The sequence below is a fragment of the Pedobacter namyangjuensis genome (assembly GCF_003313325.1).
In the GTDB taxonomy this organism is placed as follows: domain Bacteria; phylum Bacteroidota; class Bacteroidia; order Sphingobacteriales; family Sphingobacteriaceae; genus Pedobacter; species Pedobacter namyangjuensis.
This window is the reverse complement of sequence record NZ_QMHQ01000001.1, coordinates 1,069,009-1,085,022: the sequence shown is the minus strand read 5'-3', so window position 1 is coordinate 1,085,022 and position 16,014 is coordinate 1,069,009. Positions and strand designations below refer to the sequence as shown.

Below are 16,014 nucleotides of genomic sequence, written 5' to 3'. Positions count from 1 at the left end.
CTTTTGGGATGTAAACTTTAATGACATGAAAAACCTAAAATCAACCTGTATCTTATTTATACTATTAATTTCTTCGCTTTCGAGCATAGCTCAAACATTTACCATTACCGGTAACACAACAGGAGTTGAAGATGGAACTTGGTTATTCCTAAAAACATCCTCTCCACAGGTGCTATTAGATTCTACCAAAGTAAAAGACGGCAAATTTATTTTAGTTGGAAAAACCAAAGAGAAAATAAGTCAAATGCTAATTCACACAAAAGACTTCGCTAACTATGTATTTTTTTGGGCCGAAAAAAACACTCATTTGGCACTAAGGAATGGAGAGTTTAAGAAAGCTGTAATTACCGGTTCCAAAACCCAAGCCGAGGCCGATCTTCGTAGAAAACTTACAGCGACCAACCAACAATTACAAGACAGTTTAACTTCCCTTATTGCTAAAGAGAAAGACGTAACAATTAATAAGCAGTTAAAGGAAAAACTGACGGATACGAGAAATGCAGAGAAAGAATTAGATATACAAGGTATCAAAGACAATCCCAAATCACTGATAAGCGCTTACATACTAAGCGTTTATACATCTACTTGGGGCAAAGAAAAAACTGCAGAACTTTTTGAGCGTTTAAGTTCAGAAATGAAAAACACTTCGTATGGCAAAACCATAAAGGATTTTCTAACGCTTAATAAAGAGGTAAAAATTGGCGGGAAATTCGCTGATTTTGAACAGGCTAATACCGCTGGCAAAAAGATTAAATTATCGAACATTAAAGCAAAATATATCCTATTGGAGTTTTGGGGCTCTTGGTGCGGACCATGTAGGGAAGAAAACCCGAACTTGGTAAAAACTTATAACGCCTTTAAACCTAAAGGGTTTGAAATTTTAGGCGTAGCAGCAGATGATAACAAAGCACAATGGCTAAAAGCAATTAAGGATGACCAATTACCATGGGAAAATGTTTCCGATTTGAAAGGTGATAAAAACCAAGCTGCCTTAATTTACGGCATTAACGCATTTCCAACAAACTATCTAATTGATGAAAAGGGAATAATTGTAGCTAAAAATTTGAGAGGCGAAGCGCTAAACAAAAAACTGGCAGAACTACTACCATAATTTGAGGATGTCATCTTCAATAAAGCCTTTAAGTTCTTCCTGTCACATTCAAACTTCGTGATGCGTAATGGAAAATTAGACTGAAAATATGAATACTAGGTGTGGAATTATTTCAATCGATACATCTAATTTTTATGACCAGACGAACAGTCAAAATATTTTATCCTGCCGGATTCATTAGTATAATTTTCCTACCTATTTTTTGTATCTGGAATCTTTATATAAATGGACATTTTGAGAAAATTGTTGCGATTGATGTTAGCTATTTTTATCATAGCGAAGAGAAAGCATATTCAAGCAATAGGTTTTTTGAGAAAATCAAATTAGCTAGAAATTATAGTAAAATAGAGTTCACCGGCAATGAAGCTGGTGATAGAACGAAACTGAAATATGCAAAAGTAAAGGTTGCAGAAATAGTTAATTCAAAAGATACAACCAACGGCATTCTATTTAAATGGACTAAAGACGCAAAACATAAGGATTTTGTGAGTGCAATAGATATTTCTAGTTATAAAGAAGTTCGTTCTGTTATTGATGGTGATAATCTTTGGATTTTTTATCTTAAGCCCATTAGGCTGAAAAAGGAAGAATCGTACTTTATTTGCGGTACCAATGAATATTCTCGAAAGGCTGAAATGAAAGCCGAAAAAGAGGATGCATTTCATCAATATCTTAGAGAAAAAATAAATTCGTTTTTATTGTTGTCGATTTTATTTTTGTTGATGTGTTTCTTTGCTTTTAAAAAGTAAAGTATGCTAAACTTTGTTAGTGTTGGTTCAAAAAAAAACTACTGTGCCTTAATATGCTTTACAATTTGCTCAGCATGTATCCTTGAATTTTCGATGTACCACTTGTGCGTGTCCATACCACCGCAAACCACGCCAGCTAAATACAGTCCTTTGGTGGTAGTTTCCATCGTTTCAGGATTGTGTGCGGGCATATTTTGCTCATCTAAAACAACACCAAGCTTTTTAAGCAACGCGAAGTTAGGTTGATAGCCGGTCATAGCCAATACAAAATCGTTGGCTAAGCTAATTTCGGTTTCTGGTGTTTTGATGGTTACTTCAGTTTCACTAATAGCTGTTACCTCACTATTGAAATAGGCTTTAATTTCACCTTCTTTAATTCTGTTCTCTATATCGGGCCTAACCCAATATTTTACGTAAGAACCTATTTCGCTACCGCGAATAACCAAAGTTACGTCTGCGCCTTTCCTATACGTTTCTAGGGCAACATCTATAGCCGAGTTGTTGGCGCCAATTACCAGCACTTTGCTAAATGCGTACAAATGCGGATCTTGATAATAGTGTTTTACCTTAGGTAAATCTTCGCCAGGCACATTCATCATTACCGGTACATCATAAAAGCCGGTAGCTATAATTACCTTTTTAGCATGATAAGTTGCTTTCGATGTAGCAACTACAAAATCTAAATCGTCAACCTTGTTTACGCTACTAACCTCTTCAAAAAGTTTAATGTTTAGCTCAAACTTTTCTGCCACCCGGCGATAATATTCTAAAGCTTCGTTTCTATTTGGTTTATTGCTAATACTTACAAAAGGAACCCCTCCTATTTCTAGTTTCTGAGAGGTAGAAAAGAAAGTCATAAAAACCGGGTAGTTGTACAAGCTATTAACCAGCGGGCCTTTTTCTACAATAACGTAGCTTAAGCCGGCTTGTTTCGCCTCAATGGCACAAGCTAAACCAATTGGTCCGGCGCCGATAATTAAAACGTCGTATGATGCATTTTGAGGATTTTTAGCCAATTTATTGTTGCTTTAAATTATAAACCTGATAACAGTGAAAATCCTTTTTTCCAAGTCTCCTTAAGGGGATTTGGAAAAAAGATTGTAACGAATAGCAGGACTGATGTTTCCAAGAACTACTGACCTTCGTTTTCTAAAAAACTTTTATTTTCATCATATACTAAGCGATCTTGGCAGTTGACAAATCAAAATAAGCGCTTTGTTTAGCGATGACGAATTGCAAATTAAACTTTCATCGCTTTGCTAGGGCAAGCAAAATCGCTACGTTTTAAGTTGGTATTTTTAATTGCACCGTAACCACCAGCAACATCAATTACATTGTTAACGCCACGAGCTTTTAGTATCGATGCTGCAATCATAGAACGATAGCCACCAGCACAGTGAATGTAATAGGTTTCATCTGGATTAATTTCATTCGTCCAATCGTTTATATAATCTAACGGACGAGTTAATGTTGCCTCTAAGTGTTCGGCTTCGTACTCTCCCGGTTTACGCACATCTAATGCATTTAAATTCGGATTGGTATTCAACGCGGTTTCGAATGCTGTAGCCGAAATCGACTCAATTTGATCAGTTTCTTTTTCTTCTTTTTCCCAAGCCTGCATACCTCCAGCCAAATATCCGATGGTATTATCGTAACCTACACGAGCTAAACGTGTAATAGTTTCTTGTGCTTTATCATCCTCTACAACCAGTAGAATAGGTTGTTTTAAATCTGAAATTAATGCACCAACCCACGGTGCAAACTGACCATTTAAGCCAATATTTACTGCATTTGGAATAAAAGACTTTGCAAAAGTTTGTGGATCTCTGGTATCTAAAACCAAAGCACCGGTTTGGTTTGCCAAATCCTCAAATTCTTGCGGGCTTAAAGCAACTAAACCTTTTTCAAAAACTTCGTCTATGCGCTCGTAACCACCTTTATTTAAGGCAGCATTTTTAGCGAAATATTGTGGCGGAGGCAAAATACCATCCGTTACTTCTTTAATAAATTGTTCTTTAGAAGTAGCTTTTAAAGCATAGTTAACCTCCTTCTGGTGACCTAGCGTGTCAAAGGTCTCCTTGCTCATGCTTTTGCCACAGGCAGAACCAGCACCATGCGCTGGATAAACAATTACATCATCTGGTAAGGTTAAGATTTTTTCGTGCAGAGAGTCGTAAAGGATTCCAGCAAGATCATCCATAGTTAGGCTACCTTTTTGCGCCAAATCTGGCCTACCAACATCGCCAATAAAAAGTGTATCGCCACTAAAAATGCAATGTTTCCTGCCATCTTTATCAGTAAGCAAATAAGTGGTAGACTCTAACGTATGACCAGGTGTGTGCAGGGTTGTTATGGTTAAATCGCCAATTTTAAACTCCTCTCCATCTGTTGCAATGTGCGATGGAAAAGTAGTTGTTGCCGTTGGGCCATAAACTATCGTTGCACCAGATTTTTCAGCCAAATCAACGTGACCAGAAACAAAATCTGCATGAAAATGAGTTTCGAAAATATACTTGATTACGGCGCCATTTTGCGCTGCCTTATTTAAGTAAGGATTTACTTCCCTAAGCGGATCAATAATAGCAGCTTCGCCATTACTCTGGATATAATAAGCGGCTTCGGCTAAACATCCGGTATATATTTGCTCTATTTTCATTTCTTTAGATTTGTTAATGAGATGTGATAGCGATCTTATCACATTGAGCAAAAATAAGCCATTAAAATTTAAAGCAGAATGATTTTAGTCATAATTGCCGTAATTTTACTTTTGCTTGAGCGAAATGTTATGCTGTTAGCTCGCCACGGATAGATTGTTCCATTTGTTTTCTAACCTCTGCTTTAGCTAAATTTTGTCCCATTAAGTACATCAATTTAGTTACGGTGGTTTCAAAAGTCATGTCGTAGCCACTTAAAACACCCATTTGTTGCAGTCTTCTACTGGTTTCGTACAAACCTAATTGCACAGCACCACCCTTGCACTGAGAAATGTCTACGATAATCTTTCCGTTTTGTATGGCTTGTTCTAAACAGTTTAAAAACCATTCGGCCGTAGTGGTATTGCCAGAGCCGAAAGCCTCTAAAACAATGGCGTCTACATTTGCTTCTGTTATTGCCTTAACGGCATTTTCTGTAATACCGGGATACATTTTAAGCACGCCGATATTACTGTTAAAGTTGGTATGGATTTTAAATTCTTCGGTTGGGTTTGGAAGAATGTAATTTGGAAAGAAATCTAAATTTACACCGGCCTCGGCCAAAATCGGATAATTTGGTGACGAAAAAGCTTCGAATTTTTCTGAGTTATTTTTGATAGAACGATTGCCTCTAAATAACTGATAATCGAAATACACACAAACTTCTGGCACCATTGCTTTACCATCTTTTTTGGTGGCAGCAATTTCTAAAGCAGTAATTAAATTCTCTTTTGCATCTGTTCTAATCTCACCTATAGGCAATTGAGAACCAGTTAAAACAACCGGTTTAGCCAAATTTTGCAACATAAAACTTAAAGCAGATGCAGTAAACGACATGGTATCTGAGCCATGCAAAACCACAAAACCATCGTAATCGTTATACTTTTCTTCAATTAGGCTAGCTAATTTTGCCCAAACTACCGGATCCATGTTAGAAGAATCTAATATTGGATTGAACGAATGAACGGAAAGTTGGTAATCTAATCGGGCAAGTTCGGGAACATTATGCTGTATTTGCTCAAAATCGAATGGAATAAGCGTACCGGTTTTAGCGTCGTTAACCATACCAATGGTTCCGCCAGTATAGATGATTAATATTTTGGTCATACAGTGCAAAGATAAATTAAACGCAAAGATATAGGGAATTAGCATTAAAATAACTGCAAAGAATCAAAGACCGAAAGGAATTGTTAATTGGTACTTGAAGTTATTTACAACTCTTTTTAGCCACCCAACACAATTAACCAAACAACTGAAAAACAACCCGTTAAATTAATTACAAACTAACATATTTGCTTAAGACTTATTATTCTTTGCGTCCTTAGCGCTCTTTGCGGTTAAAAACTAAATCCCAAATATCTTTTTCGAGTTCTCGGTTGTAACATTAGCAACTTCTTCTAAGCTTACATCGTAAATATCGGCTACTTTTTGCGCTATATGAATCAGGTAACTACTCTCATTTGGCTTGCCACGATACGGAACTGGCGCTAAGTAAGGCGAGTCGGTTTCTAGCAGAATGTTCTTAAGCGGAACATCGGCCAATACAAGATCTAAACCAGCTTTTTTATAGGTTACTACACCGCCAATGCCTAAATAAAAACCTAAGCTAATTGCTCTTCTGGCTTGCTCTAGATTACCTGTAAAACAATGGAAAATGCCTCTCATTTTCTCATCGTTCATTTCTTCCAATACTTCAAAAACCTCATCAAATGCTTCTCGACAATGGATAACAAACGGCAAATCTAACTCCTTAGCCCAATTTATTTGTTGCTTAAAGGCGTCTTGTTGTATGGATAATGTTGTTTTATCCCAATATAAATCGATTCCAATTTCGCCTATGGCATAAATTTTCCTTCCAGCTATGCTGTTGTAAATTAAGGCTAATTGTTCTTGATAGCCTTCTTTAACATCGCAAGGATGCAAACCAGCCATTGCAAAACAATTATCTGGATATTTTGACACCAAATCGTCAATCATTTTGATAGATTTTACATCTACGTTAGGCAAAAAAAGTCGGTTTACATCAAAAGCGAAACAACGCTCCATTAATTGCGCTTGTTTCTCTAAATCTGTTTCGTAGTATAAGTGCGTATGGGTATCGGTTAGTAACATTGCGCAAAGGTATTTATAAAATGTGGGAACAAATATAGGCACAAAAAAAAGCCCTATCTAAAACAGACAGGGCTTTCTCAAATAATTTTTGATATTATGGTTGTGTCATTACCGGAGCGGCTGGTGCCACTGGAGCGCCTTTACCTTTAATAATTTTAACGATTTCTACATCAAAAGCTAATGGAGAATACGGACCGATTTTCTCTTGCGGAATACCTTGTTCGCCATAACCTAATTTAGAAGGGATAACAACTGAAACTTTACCACCTTGACCGATCAACTGCAATGTTTCTGTGAAACCTGGTACAGTTTCTCCCATTACCATTTTAGTTGGGCCATAAGTTCTGCCCATTTGTACTTTATTGTTTTCTTTAGCAATCTTCTCGTCGCTAGTATCAAAAACTCGGTATTTACCATCTGTACCTTTTTTAGTAGATCTACCAGTGTAATTAATTTCCACTGTATCGCCTAAAGCTGGTCTTGTAGCATCACCTGGTTTTTCAATAACATAATTTAAGCCACTTGCAGAAGTTGTAACTTTTAAGCCTTTGTCAGCAACGTAAGCTTTAATTTTAGCATCTTCAGCAGCTTTTAACTTATCCATGCTAGTTTTGTAATCTGCTTGGAAAAAATCGTTAGCTCTTTTGTTGAATACTGAATCAGCTTCGCCTGCATTCTTTTTGAAAACTTTTTCAATTTTAACTGTAAACGTGATGTATTTATCGTTTTTAAACTGCTCTGGTTTAGGCTGGTTATTGTTGTGTTTAGCCAAAGTATCTAAATTGATTTTAAATGTAGCGCTATCGCCTTCTCCAAATAAAGTTAATACGTCTTGGATATCACCAGCGTACATTCTTTTTTGTACAGGGAAAATCTGAGCCATTTCTGCCTCATAAGTACTGCTAATAACAGAATCTTTATCATTTTTCTGAACAAAGTTCATTTTCACGATATCACCTTCCTTAATTTTCTCTTTCCCTTCAGAATTGTGGATTGTATAAAGCAAACCACCTTCGCCTTTTTTCTCTTGGTTACAAGCCGCTAAACCTAAAGTTGCTGCTAAAAGAATTACTAAACTTTTTTTCATTTTAATTATAATTTCTATTTGTTTTTTGGTTTTGATAGCCTTAAAAGCTAATATTTATTGAAATAATTGCGTTTTATATTCTGGTAAAATTGATTTGAATTCCGCAACAGTATCTGCCAAGTTTTTGTCTGAAGCACCACCTGCTGCATTTCTGTGTCCGCCTCCGTTAAAATATTTCTTACAAATCTCATTTGCCGGAAAATCTCCGGTTGAGCGTAAAGATAATTTAACCCTATCTGGTCTTTCAATAATAAAGGCTGCCAACTTAATGCCGTTAATAGATAAAGCATAATTAACAATCCCTTCAGTATCTCCAGTTGCAATGTCAAATTTGCTTAGTTCCTCGGCATTTACAGTAATCATTGCTACATTAAATTCTCTAAAAATTTCTAATTTGTTAGAGAGACAATAACCTAAAAAGCGTAAACGGTTTTCAGAGGCGTTATCGTATACCAATTGGTGTATCCTCCAATGTTCTGCGCCTAAATCTATTAAATCTGCCGCAATGCGATAAACGGAGGAATTAGCCGATGGAAAACGGAATGAGCCTGAATCTGTCATAATACCTGTGTAAAGGCAGGTTGCAACATCTTTATTAATCAGTTCTTCTTCCTTTAACTCATTTTTGATAAAATCATAAACCAATTGAGCTGCAGCACAAGCATTAATGTTCCAATGGCGATAATCATCAAAATCTTCAGGTTCAAGATGATGATCAATCATCAACTTTAAGCCTGGTGCGTTACGGATATGTTCACCTAAGTCGTTTATCCTGCTAAGTGTATTAAAATCACAGCAAAATATTAAATCTGCTTCGTTTACTAACTCAATAGATTTTGCTATAGCCTCGGTAAAAATAATAACATCGCTGTTATTCGGCATCCAATGCAAAAAATCCGGGTAGTCCGTAGGCGTAATTACGCTAACATGATGTCCTTTTTGAATTAAAAAAGCATACAGACCTAGTGAAGAGCCCATTGCATCGCCATCAGGTTTATGATGCGTTGTAATTACAATTTTTTGTGGCGTAGCCAGTAACGTTTTTAATTCTGAAATTGATATCATAAATTTTCGCCTGCAAAGCTAATAATTTTAGGTATAATAGATAGCTTTTATTCTCTAAGCTTTAATATTAAGTTAAAGAATTGTATTTTTGCAGAAAATTTCAAAACAAATTTCAAATGAGCACAAATAGAACATTTACCATGATTAAGCCTGACGCTGTTGCAAACGGGCATATTGGCGCAATCATAAACGATATTACCAACGCAGGTTTTAAAATTATTGCTTTAAAATACACTCAGCTAACAGAAGAAACTGCTGGAAAGTTTTATGAGATTCACAAAGAGCGTCCTTTCTACGGCGATTTAGTAAGCTTCATGTCTTCTGGACCTATCGTTGCTGCAATCTTAGAAAAAGATAACGCTATCGAAGACTTTAGAAAATTAATTGGTGCTACTAACCCAGCAGAAGCTGCAGAAGGTACTATCCGTCAGAAATATGCAAAATCTATTGATGCAAATGCCGTTCACGGTTCTGATTCTGACGAGAATGCTGCAATTGAAGGTGATTTCTTCTTTACTGCTGCTGAGCGTTTCTAAACGCTTATCAAAAAAAATAACTATACTAACAAAAGCGTTATTCTGTAAAAAGGGTAACGCTTTTTTATAGGATAATTTATTTTGTATCTTTTGACCTTTAATAAATAATAAATGAAAAAGATTTTTCTAGCTACTTTACTTACCGTAGCAGCTTACGGTGTTAACGCACAAACAACGGCTAAGAAACCGGCTGTACCTGTAAAAAAAACTACAGCAACTGTTACCAAAACAGCTCCAAAACCTGTGGCTAAACCTGCACCCTTTAAAAACAAATTAGATTCTGCTAGTTATGCTTTTGGTTTTTCTATGGCTAGTCAATTAAAAGCTGGTGGTTTAACAAGTTTAAATTACGATCAAATGATTGCTGGCTTAAAATCTTCCTTTACCAATACTAATCCAGCTTTAACAGAACAGCAATGCCAAGAAGTGATTACTTCGCTATTTCAGAGTTTTAGTGCTAAACGCGAAGAAATGGATAAAGAAAAATATGCTGGCACTATAAACCAAGGTAAAGCTTTTTTAGCGCAAAATAAAACTAAGCCGAACATTAAAACTACTGCAAGTGGTTTGCAATACGAGGTTTTAACTGAAGGTGCAGGCGTTGCTCCTCTTGCTACAGACAAAGTAACGGTAAACTACAAAGGCACTTTATTAGACGGTACTCAATTTGATAGCTCTTATGATCGTGGACAGCCAACTTCTTTCGGTTTAAATCAAGTTATCCCAGGGTGGACAGAGGGCTTACAACTGATGAAACCAGGTGCTAAATATCGCTTCTGGATTCCTTATAACCTAGCATACGGATCGAGAGATGCTGGACAAATTAAACCGTACAGCACTTTAATTTTTGAGGTTGAATTAATTAAAGTTGGCGACGAATAATTAAAAACGTCAAACTATTAGTGATTCTGGATGTTTATTTACGAAATTAACATCAATCACATGAAAAAATATACACCACTGGCACTTGTTGCCCTATTATGTACAACGCTTACTAGTTGCGATTTAATTACAGGAATATTTGAAGCCGGCATGTGGACCGGAATAATAGTAGTAGTAATTGTTTTAGCCCTGATAATTTGGTTAATATCAAAAGTTTTCGGCGGTAGAGATTAAAAACAGTCAATTCTTAAATTAATTTGTCATTGGGTAATTATTGTAAACGTTTCGATAAACCCGATGTGAAAGACTATAAAAAAAGCCGATGCTTAGCATTGGCTTTTTTATAGAAATATTATTTCGGTAATCACTTCGCCACCGGCATGTTCATTCAATTTTTGAATGATGCCCGTTCTAACTATCAACAATTCATTTTTTATGACCGAAGATTCTATCCTTACAAATAACTTTTTGTTGTTAACGTAAATCTGTGTAGTACGGTTAGCGATTGCCGTACCCATTAGTTCTGGCCAAAATGCAACTACACCAGTTTCATCATATTTGCCACGCAAACGGTAAACCGATAACATTTTTGTAATCGCTTCCTTTAAAGTAACATCATTAGGTTTACGCATTTTCTATAGTTCCGTTAGCTACTTCAAACAAAGTTACATCAACATTTATCTCTTTAAAAATGGTTAACACCCTTTCTTTTCCAGTATCTGTTAAAAAAATCTGACCAAAATCATGGTGAGATACCATTTCCATTAACTTTTTTACCCGTAAATCATCTAGCTTATCAAAAATATCATCTAACAAAAGTAAAGGTTTAAACGCTCTAAACTTTTGCAAATAACTATATTGTGCTAACTTCAATGCTATTAAAAACGACTTCTGTTGCCCTTGAGAACCAAATTTTTTAAGGGGCATATCTCTAATTGCAAATGATAGTTCATCTTTATGAATTCCGGTGGTAGTTCGCTCTAAAATCCTATCTTTTTCCAAGCTATCCTTTAACAAATCGGCAAAAGAGTGCTCGTTAAGCTGAGATTGGTAGCTCAGCGACACAACTTCGGCGTTATCGCTAATAAAACTATAATGTTGGTTAAACAGCGGTATAAAATCTAGCAGAAACTGCTTTCTTTTTTCAAAAATTTTATTGCCAGAGGCGATCAATTGATCATCCAATATTTCTAACAAGGCAACATCCAACTTTCTTGTAGCAGCAATTTGCTTCAATAAAGCATTTCTATTTAACAGATAGCGATTATATAAAATCAACTCATCTAAATAATGGGCATCAGTTTGCGAAATTACATTGTCGATAAACTTTCTCCGCTCCTCACTCCCATCCAAAATTAAACCAACATCATTAGGCGAAATCATTACTAGAGGAAAAAGACCAATATGGTTAGCCAATTTATCGTATTCCTTCTTATTTCGCTTAAATTGTTTCTTTTGGTTACGTTTTAAGCCGCAAGTAATCTTTTCATTTTTATCTTTTCTGTCAAAATCGCCCTGCACTAGAAAAAGATCTTCATCAGTTTTAATCTGCTGACTATCAATTGGGTTAAAGTAACTTTTACAAAGGCACAAATAATGTATAGCATCAAGTAAATTTGTTTTACCTGCACCATTGTTACCTACAAAAGCATTAACTGTTTTGGCAAAACTTAGTTCGGCCGAAGCATAATTCTTGAAGTTTAAGAGGGTAATATTTTTTAACCACATAATTGAACTACAAAGTTAACCGTTTTTGCCATTGCTAATCGACTAAAGTTTAATTAAATAGTTAAAAAAGGGGTTGATACTTTGAATGAAAAATGTATTTTTGCAATCTCAATTTTTTATAATAAATGTCTACACAAGATAATCCAACAACACAACCAGTTAGAAAAGGTAGTTTTTTAGAAGAAAACGGTAAAAGTTTTCTATTTATTGGCGTAGCGCTTGTGGCGTTATTGGCAATTGCACTTTACTATTTCTACTCATACATTCCTAATCGTGCAGACGAGGCTGCTAGCCAAATGTTTAGAGCTGAACAATATGTAGGCGTAGACTCTTTATCAAACAAAGCAATTAACGGCGAAGGCGGTTACCCAGGTTTAGAGAAAATTGCCGAAGAATATGACAACACTAAATCTGCTAACTTAGCTAACCTTTATTTAGGCGGTATTTACTTGCGCAAAGGCGAGTACAAAAAAGCTACTGAGGCATTAGGCAAATATACTGCTACAGGTAGTGCAGTTGCAGATCCATTAGCTTTAGGCTTATTAGGCGATGCTTACAGCGAGTTAAAAGACTTTAAACAAGCTGCTACTTACTACAAAAAAGCAGCTGATAAAGCTAGTAACAAGTTCACTTCTCCAATGTTCCTTAAAAAATTAGGCTTGGTTAACGAAAACTTAAAAGACTTTAAAGGAGCTGCAGAAGCTTACAACAAAATTAAATCAGAATATCCAGACAGCCAAGAAGCTAGCATGATTGACGAGTATATTGCTCGTGCTGAAGCTCAAACAAAATAATTTTCTGCTTAGCAGTTAATAGAAGACTCTGTTTTAACAGGGTCTTTTTTTTGTTTTATGACAACATTACAACTTTATAATCCTACAACATTTCGACAATAAATTTACCTTTGCAACATGGCATCACACCTTAAAAACTTATCAGATTTCTCTCATACTACCATACCCAGTGGTGAGAATTTTAAATTTGCAATTGTTGTTGCAGAATGGAATGCGAAAATTACCGGAGCATTATATCAAGGCGCTTACGATACGTTAATTAAACACGGCGTTAAAGAAGAGAATATACTTTCTTTACCCGTACCTGGTAGTTTCGAATTATCCGGCGCAGCCGAGATTGTTTTGCATAAAAACCAATCTGTTGATGCGGTGATTTGCTTAGGTTGTGTAATACAAGGTGATACTAAACATTTCGACTTTATTTGTGAAGCTGTTGCTAACGGCATAACCAACGTAGGCATAAAATATAGTAAGCCTGTTATTTTTGGTGTTTTAACTACCAACGACGAACAACAAGCTATTGATAGAGCTGGTGGAAAACACGGAAACAAGGGAGATGAAGCGGCAATTACTGCCTTAAAAATGGCGCATTTTTCTGCAACATTATAAGCTTTTGTTTGTTATTGATAAAAATTTGTACTTTAGAGCTTTAATCAAGGAATTTTAAAATTTAGACGATGAAAAAAGTAGCAATTCTAGTATTATTTGTATTCTGTGCTATCACAGTTTTAGAATCATGCTCATCTCGCCTTTGCCCTGCTTACAGCTCTTACCCAGAGGGAAAAAGAAGGAGATAATAATGCAGTGGAACAACCTTACTAACGTAGACCAGCTTAGGGAAATTAAAAAAGCTGATGGTTATAGCGTAATATTTAAACATAGCACACGTTGCTCTGTAAGCTTAATGGCTAAACGAAAATTTGAAATGGATTGGGATGCAATTCCAGAAAATACACAAATGTATTTTTTAGATTTAATTGCCCATAGAGATATTTCTGCCGCAATTGCTGATGTTTTTCAAGTACATCATGAATCGCCTCAGGTTCTTTTAATCAAAGATGGAGAATGCACTTTAGATGCGTCGCACAGCGATATTGATGCGCAAGAAATTGCCGATTCTATATCGGCTTAAATAAAAAAGGCGCTTTGATCAAGCGCCTTTTCTTTTAACTTTCCACTAAGCTTGTTAGCTTAAGTACCGCAGATGTACGATTTCGAGTTTCCTTACAAAGCTCATCGTTTTCGGCAAGCTTTTCTCCATAAGTTGGTATCATAGCTCTTATCTTTGTTTGCCATTCGGCAGTTTGTAGTTTTGTTTTAAAGCAACGGTCAAGTAAATCTAGCATAATTGAAACCGCTGTAGATGCACCGGGAGATGCACCCAACAGTGCAGCGATAGAACCATCGGCAGCACTAACCACTTCAGTTCCAAATTCTAAAATCCCACCTTCTTTTTCGTCTTTTTTAATTACTTGTACACGTTGACCAGCAGTTTCTAAAGCCCAATCTTCAATTTTTGCACTAGGTAAATATTCTTTTAAAGCCGCAAAGCGATCTTCAGGCGATTGCCTAACTTGCTCAATTAAATATTTTGTCAAATCCAAGTTGTGCAGTCCAGCCGCAATCATTGGTCTAATGTTGTTGAATTTTATTGACAATGGTAAATCCAAAAACGAACCATGTTTTAAAAACTTTGTAGAGAAACCTGCATAAGGACCGAAAAGCAATGCCTGGCGACCGTTAATTATACGCGTATCTAAATGCGGAACAGACATTGGTGGCGCACCAACCGCAGCTTTTCCGTACACTTTAGCATGGTGTTGCGCAATTACTTCTTCATTGGTACATTTTAACCATTGTCCGCTAACCGGAAAACCACCAAAACCTTTTCCCTCAGGAATATTAGATTTTTCTAACAAAGGCAAAGAACCACCACCTGCACCGATGAAAACAAATTTGGCAAAACGTTTACGCTTTTTGCCCGTGGCCAAATCTTTAACCTTAACCGCCCAATTTCCATTTTTTTCCTTGTCGAGCTCTCTAATCTCATGATTGAAAAACAAGCTGACATTCTCTTGTTTGCTCAAATAAGAGAACATCTCTCTGGTTAATGAGCCAAAGTTAACATCAGTTCCCAAATCCATTTTTGTAGCGGCAAGCGGTTCGCCAGCTGCCCTATCTTTCATTACTAGCGGAATCCACTCGGCAATTTTAGCTGGGTCTTCAGCATATTCCATATCCTGGAACAAGTTGCATTCTTTTAGGTTTTTGTAACGTTTCTTTAAAAAGCTTACATTGTCTTTGCCCCAAACAAAACTTAGGTGTGGTATATTTTTTATAAACAACTGCGGATCTGAGAGAATGTTTTTCTCTACTAAATAAGTCCAAAATTGTTTTGAAACTTCAAAAGATTCTGCAATATGTATTGCCTTTTTAACATCAACAACACCGTTTTTCTTTTGTGGCGTGTAATTTAGTTCGCAAAATGCCGAGTGTCCAGTTCCTGCGTTGTTCCAGGCGTCAGAGCTTTCTGCGGCCGCAATATCTAAACGTTCGTAAATTTCGATACTTAAACTAGGCTCAAGTTCTTTAAGAATCAAACCTAGTGTAGCGCTCATAATACCAGCGCCAATTAAAATCACATCTGCGTCGGTTTCAACAACCGTCTTTCTTTTTCTGCTCATTTTATTTAACTAGTTACCTCTAACAACGCACAATTAATGCCAATACGTTTTGCTCAAGGTCAAATTATTCTAATATTTAAATGTTATGTTTTGCGTAATATCTGGATGCAAGCTTTTTGCCACCGGACAGCTTTTTGCCGATCGCTCGATAATTTCCTTAACTTTTTCGGTATAATTGTTAGCCGGAAAAGCTAATTCAATCACAATTTCGCCCACCCTTCTCGGATTTTCGGCCATTATTTTAGTTACACTAGCTGTTGCACCATTTATATCAAAATCATGCGCCTTAGCTGCAATGCCTATAATGGTTAGCATACAATTTCCCAGTGCTGTTGCTAATAAATCAGTTGGCGAAAATGCCTCGCCTTTACCTTGGTTATCTACTGGCGCATCCGTTAAAATCTCGTTCCCAGATTTAAGGTGAACCGAACTAGTTCTAAGGTTACCAACATAGGTAATTTTTGATGTGGCCATTGTTATATTTTTAAAGGCATAAAAATACGACAAATTCTATTTAGAAACGTGTTTAAACGCTATAATTTTCAAAAAAATAACTAATTAAATATCATTTTA

At 36.1% G+C, this 16,014-nt stretch carries 18 protein-coding genes; 8 read left to right on the top strand and 10 right to left on the bottom strand.

Going from position 1 to position 16,014, the window contains the following annotated elements; all coding sequences use genetic code 11:
* Positions 1-25: 25 nt before the first annotated feature.
* Positions 26-1,111: a TlpA disulfide reductase family protein gene (locus DUT69_RS04775; RefSeq protein ID WP_113652517.1), complete on the top strand. Its 1,086-nt coding sequence runs from the start codon at positions 26-28 to the stop codon at positions 1,109-1,111.
* 101 nt (positions 1,112-1,212) lie between these two features.
* Positions 1,213-1,860: a hypothetical protein gene (locus tag DUT69_RS04770; RefSeq protein ID WP_162796173.1), complete on the top strand. Its 648-nt coding sequence runs from the start codon at positions 1,213-1,215 to the stop codon at positions 1,858-1,860.
* A gap of 38 nt (positions 1,861-1,898) precedes the next feature.
* On the opposite strand, the gene DUT69_RS04765 is transcribed toward DUT69_RS04770, so the two are convergent.
* From DUT69_RS04765 to DUT69_RS04740, 6 genes are all read right to left on the bottom strand, one after another.
* Entirely contained in the window at positions 1,899-2,876 is a 978-nt protein-coding gene (locus tag DUT69_RS04765) for a YpdA family putative bacillithiol disulfide reductase (protein WP_113651965.1), read from the bottom strand.
* Between the two features lie 224 nt (positions 2,877-3,100).
* A complete protein-coding gene (locus tag DUT69_RS04760; protein WP_113651964.1) occupies positions 3,101-4,516 on the bottom strand; it encodes an MBL fold metallo-hydrolase in 1,416 nt (471 codons plus the stop codon).
* Positions 4,517-4,643: 127 nt separating this feature from the next.
* Entirely contained in the window at positions 4,644-5,660 is a 1,017-nt protein-coding gene (locus DUT69_RS04755; protein ID WP_113651963.1) for an asparaginase, read from the bottom strand.
* Positions 5,661-5,897: 237 nt separating this feature from the next.
* The gene (locus DUT69_RS04750; protein WP_113651962.1) at positions 5,898-6,665 is read right to left on the bottom strand and encodes a TatD family hydrolase; all 768 of its coding nucleotides are present in this window, start codon (positions 6,663-6,665) and stop codon (positions 5,898-5,900) included.
* A gap of 94 nt (positions 6,666-6,759) precedes the next feature.
* A complete protein-coding gene (locus tag DUT69_RS04745) occupies positions 6,760-7,752 on the bottom strand; it encodes an FKBP-type peptidyl-prolyl cis-trans isomerase (RefSeq protein ID WP_113651961.1) in 993 nt (330 codons plus the stop codon).
* Positions 7,753-7,806: 54 nt separating this feature from the next.
* Positions 7,807-8,817, bottom strand: coding sequence for a DHH family phosphoesterase (locus tag DUT69_RS04740; RefSeq protein ID WP_113651960.1), 1,011 nt, complete (start codon positions 8,815-8,817; stop codon positions 7,807-7,809).
* 116 nt (positions 8,818-8,933) lie between these two features.
* On the opposite strand from DUT69_RS04740, the gene DUT69_RS04735 reads away from it, so the two are divergent.
* The 3 genes from DUT69_RS04735 to DUT69_RS19345 all read left to right on the top strand — a co-directional run bounded on the left by DUT69_RS04735 (position 8,934) and on the right by DUT69_RS19345 (position 10,469).
* Positions 8,934-9,353 carry a nucleoside-diphosphate kinase gene (locus DUT69_RS04735; protein WP_113651959.1) on the top strand — a complete coding sequence of 140 codons (420 nt, stop codon included), beginning with the start codon at positions 8,934-8,936 and terminating at the stop codon, positions 9,351-9,353.
* A 111-nt stretch (positions 9,354-9,464) separates the two neighbouring features.
* Entirely contained in the window at positions 9,465-10,235 is a 771-nt protein-coding gene (locus DUT69_RS04730; protein WP_113651958.1) for an FKBP-type peptidyl-prolyl cis-trans isomerase, read from the top strand.
* Positions 10,236-10,295: 60 nt separating this feature from the next.
* A complete protein-coding gene (locus tag DUT69_RS19345; protein WP_205314211.1) occupies positions 10,296-10,469 on the top strand; it encodes a hypothetical protein in 174 nt (57 codons plus the stop codon).
* A 107-nt stretch (positions 10,470-10,576) separates the two neighbouring features.
* On the opposite strand, the gene DUT69_RS04725 is transcribed toward DUT69_RS19345, so the two are convergent.
* Both DUT69_RS04725 and recF read right to left on the bottom strand, forming a co-directional pair.
* Complete coding sequence (locus DUT69_RS04725; protein ID WP_113651957.1) at positions 10,577-10,867, bottom strand: DUF721 domain-containing protein; 291 nt, start codon at positions 10,865-10,867, stop codon at positions 10,577-10,579.
* Positions 10,860-11,963 carry a DNA replication/repair protein RecF gene (gene recF / locus DUT69_RS04720; RefSeq protein WP_113651956.1) on the bottom strand — a complete coding sequence of 368 codons (1,104 nt, stop codon included), beginning with the start codon at positions 11,961-11,963 and terminating at the stop codon, positions 10,860-10,862. Before recF ends, DUT69_RS04725 begins: the two co-directional genes overlap by 8 nt.
* Before the next feature lie 125 nt (positions 11,964-12,088).
* On the opposite strand from recF, the gene DUT69_RS04715 reads away from it, so the two are divergent.
* The 3 genes from DUT69_RS04715 (at position 12,089) to ytxJ (ending at position 13,889) form a co-directional block, all read left to right on the top strand.
* Positions 12,089-12,757 (top strand): tetratricopeptide repeat protein, encoded by a 669-nt coding sequence (locus DUT69_RS04715; RefSeq protein ID WP_113651955.1) that lies wholly within the window; start codon positions 12,089-12,091, stop codon positions 12,755-12,757.
* 117 nt (positions 12,758-12,874) lie between these two features.
* The gene (ribH, locus tag DUT69_RS04710; protein WP_113651954.1) at positions 12,875-13,366 is read left to right on the top strand and encodes a 6,7-dimethyl-8-ribityllumazine synthase; all 492 of its coding nucleotides are present in this window, start codon (positions 12,875-12,877) and stop codon (positions 13,364-13,366) included.
* Positions 13,367-13,556: 190 nt separating this feature from the next.
* Positions 13,557-13,889, top strand: a complete 333-nt coding sequence (gene ytxJ, locus DUT69_RS04705; RefSeq protein WP_113651953.1) for a bacillithiol system redox-active protein YtxJ — start codon at positions 13,557-13,559, stop codon at positions 13,887-13,889.
* 34 nt (positions 13,890-13,923) lie between these two features.
* On the opposite strand, the gene DUT69_RS04700 is transcribed toward ytxJ, so the two are convergent.
* Both DUT69_RS04700 and DUT69_RS04695 read right to left on the bottom strand, forming a co-directional pair.
* Positions 13,924-15,441: a malate:quinone oxidoreductase gene (locus tag DUT69_RS04700; protein WP_113651952.1), complete on the bottom strand. Its 1,518-nt coding sequence runs from the start codon at positions 15,439-15,441 to the stop codon at positions 13,924-13,926.
* A gap of 69 nt (positions 15,442-15,510) precedes the next feature.
* Positions 15,511-15,915: an OsmC family protein gene (locus tag DUT69_RS04695; protein WP_113651951.1), complete on the bottom strand. Its 405-nt coding sequence runs from the start codon at positions 15,913-15,915 to the stop codon at positions 15,511-15,513.
* Positions 15,916-16,014 lie beyond the last annotated feature (99 nt).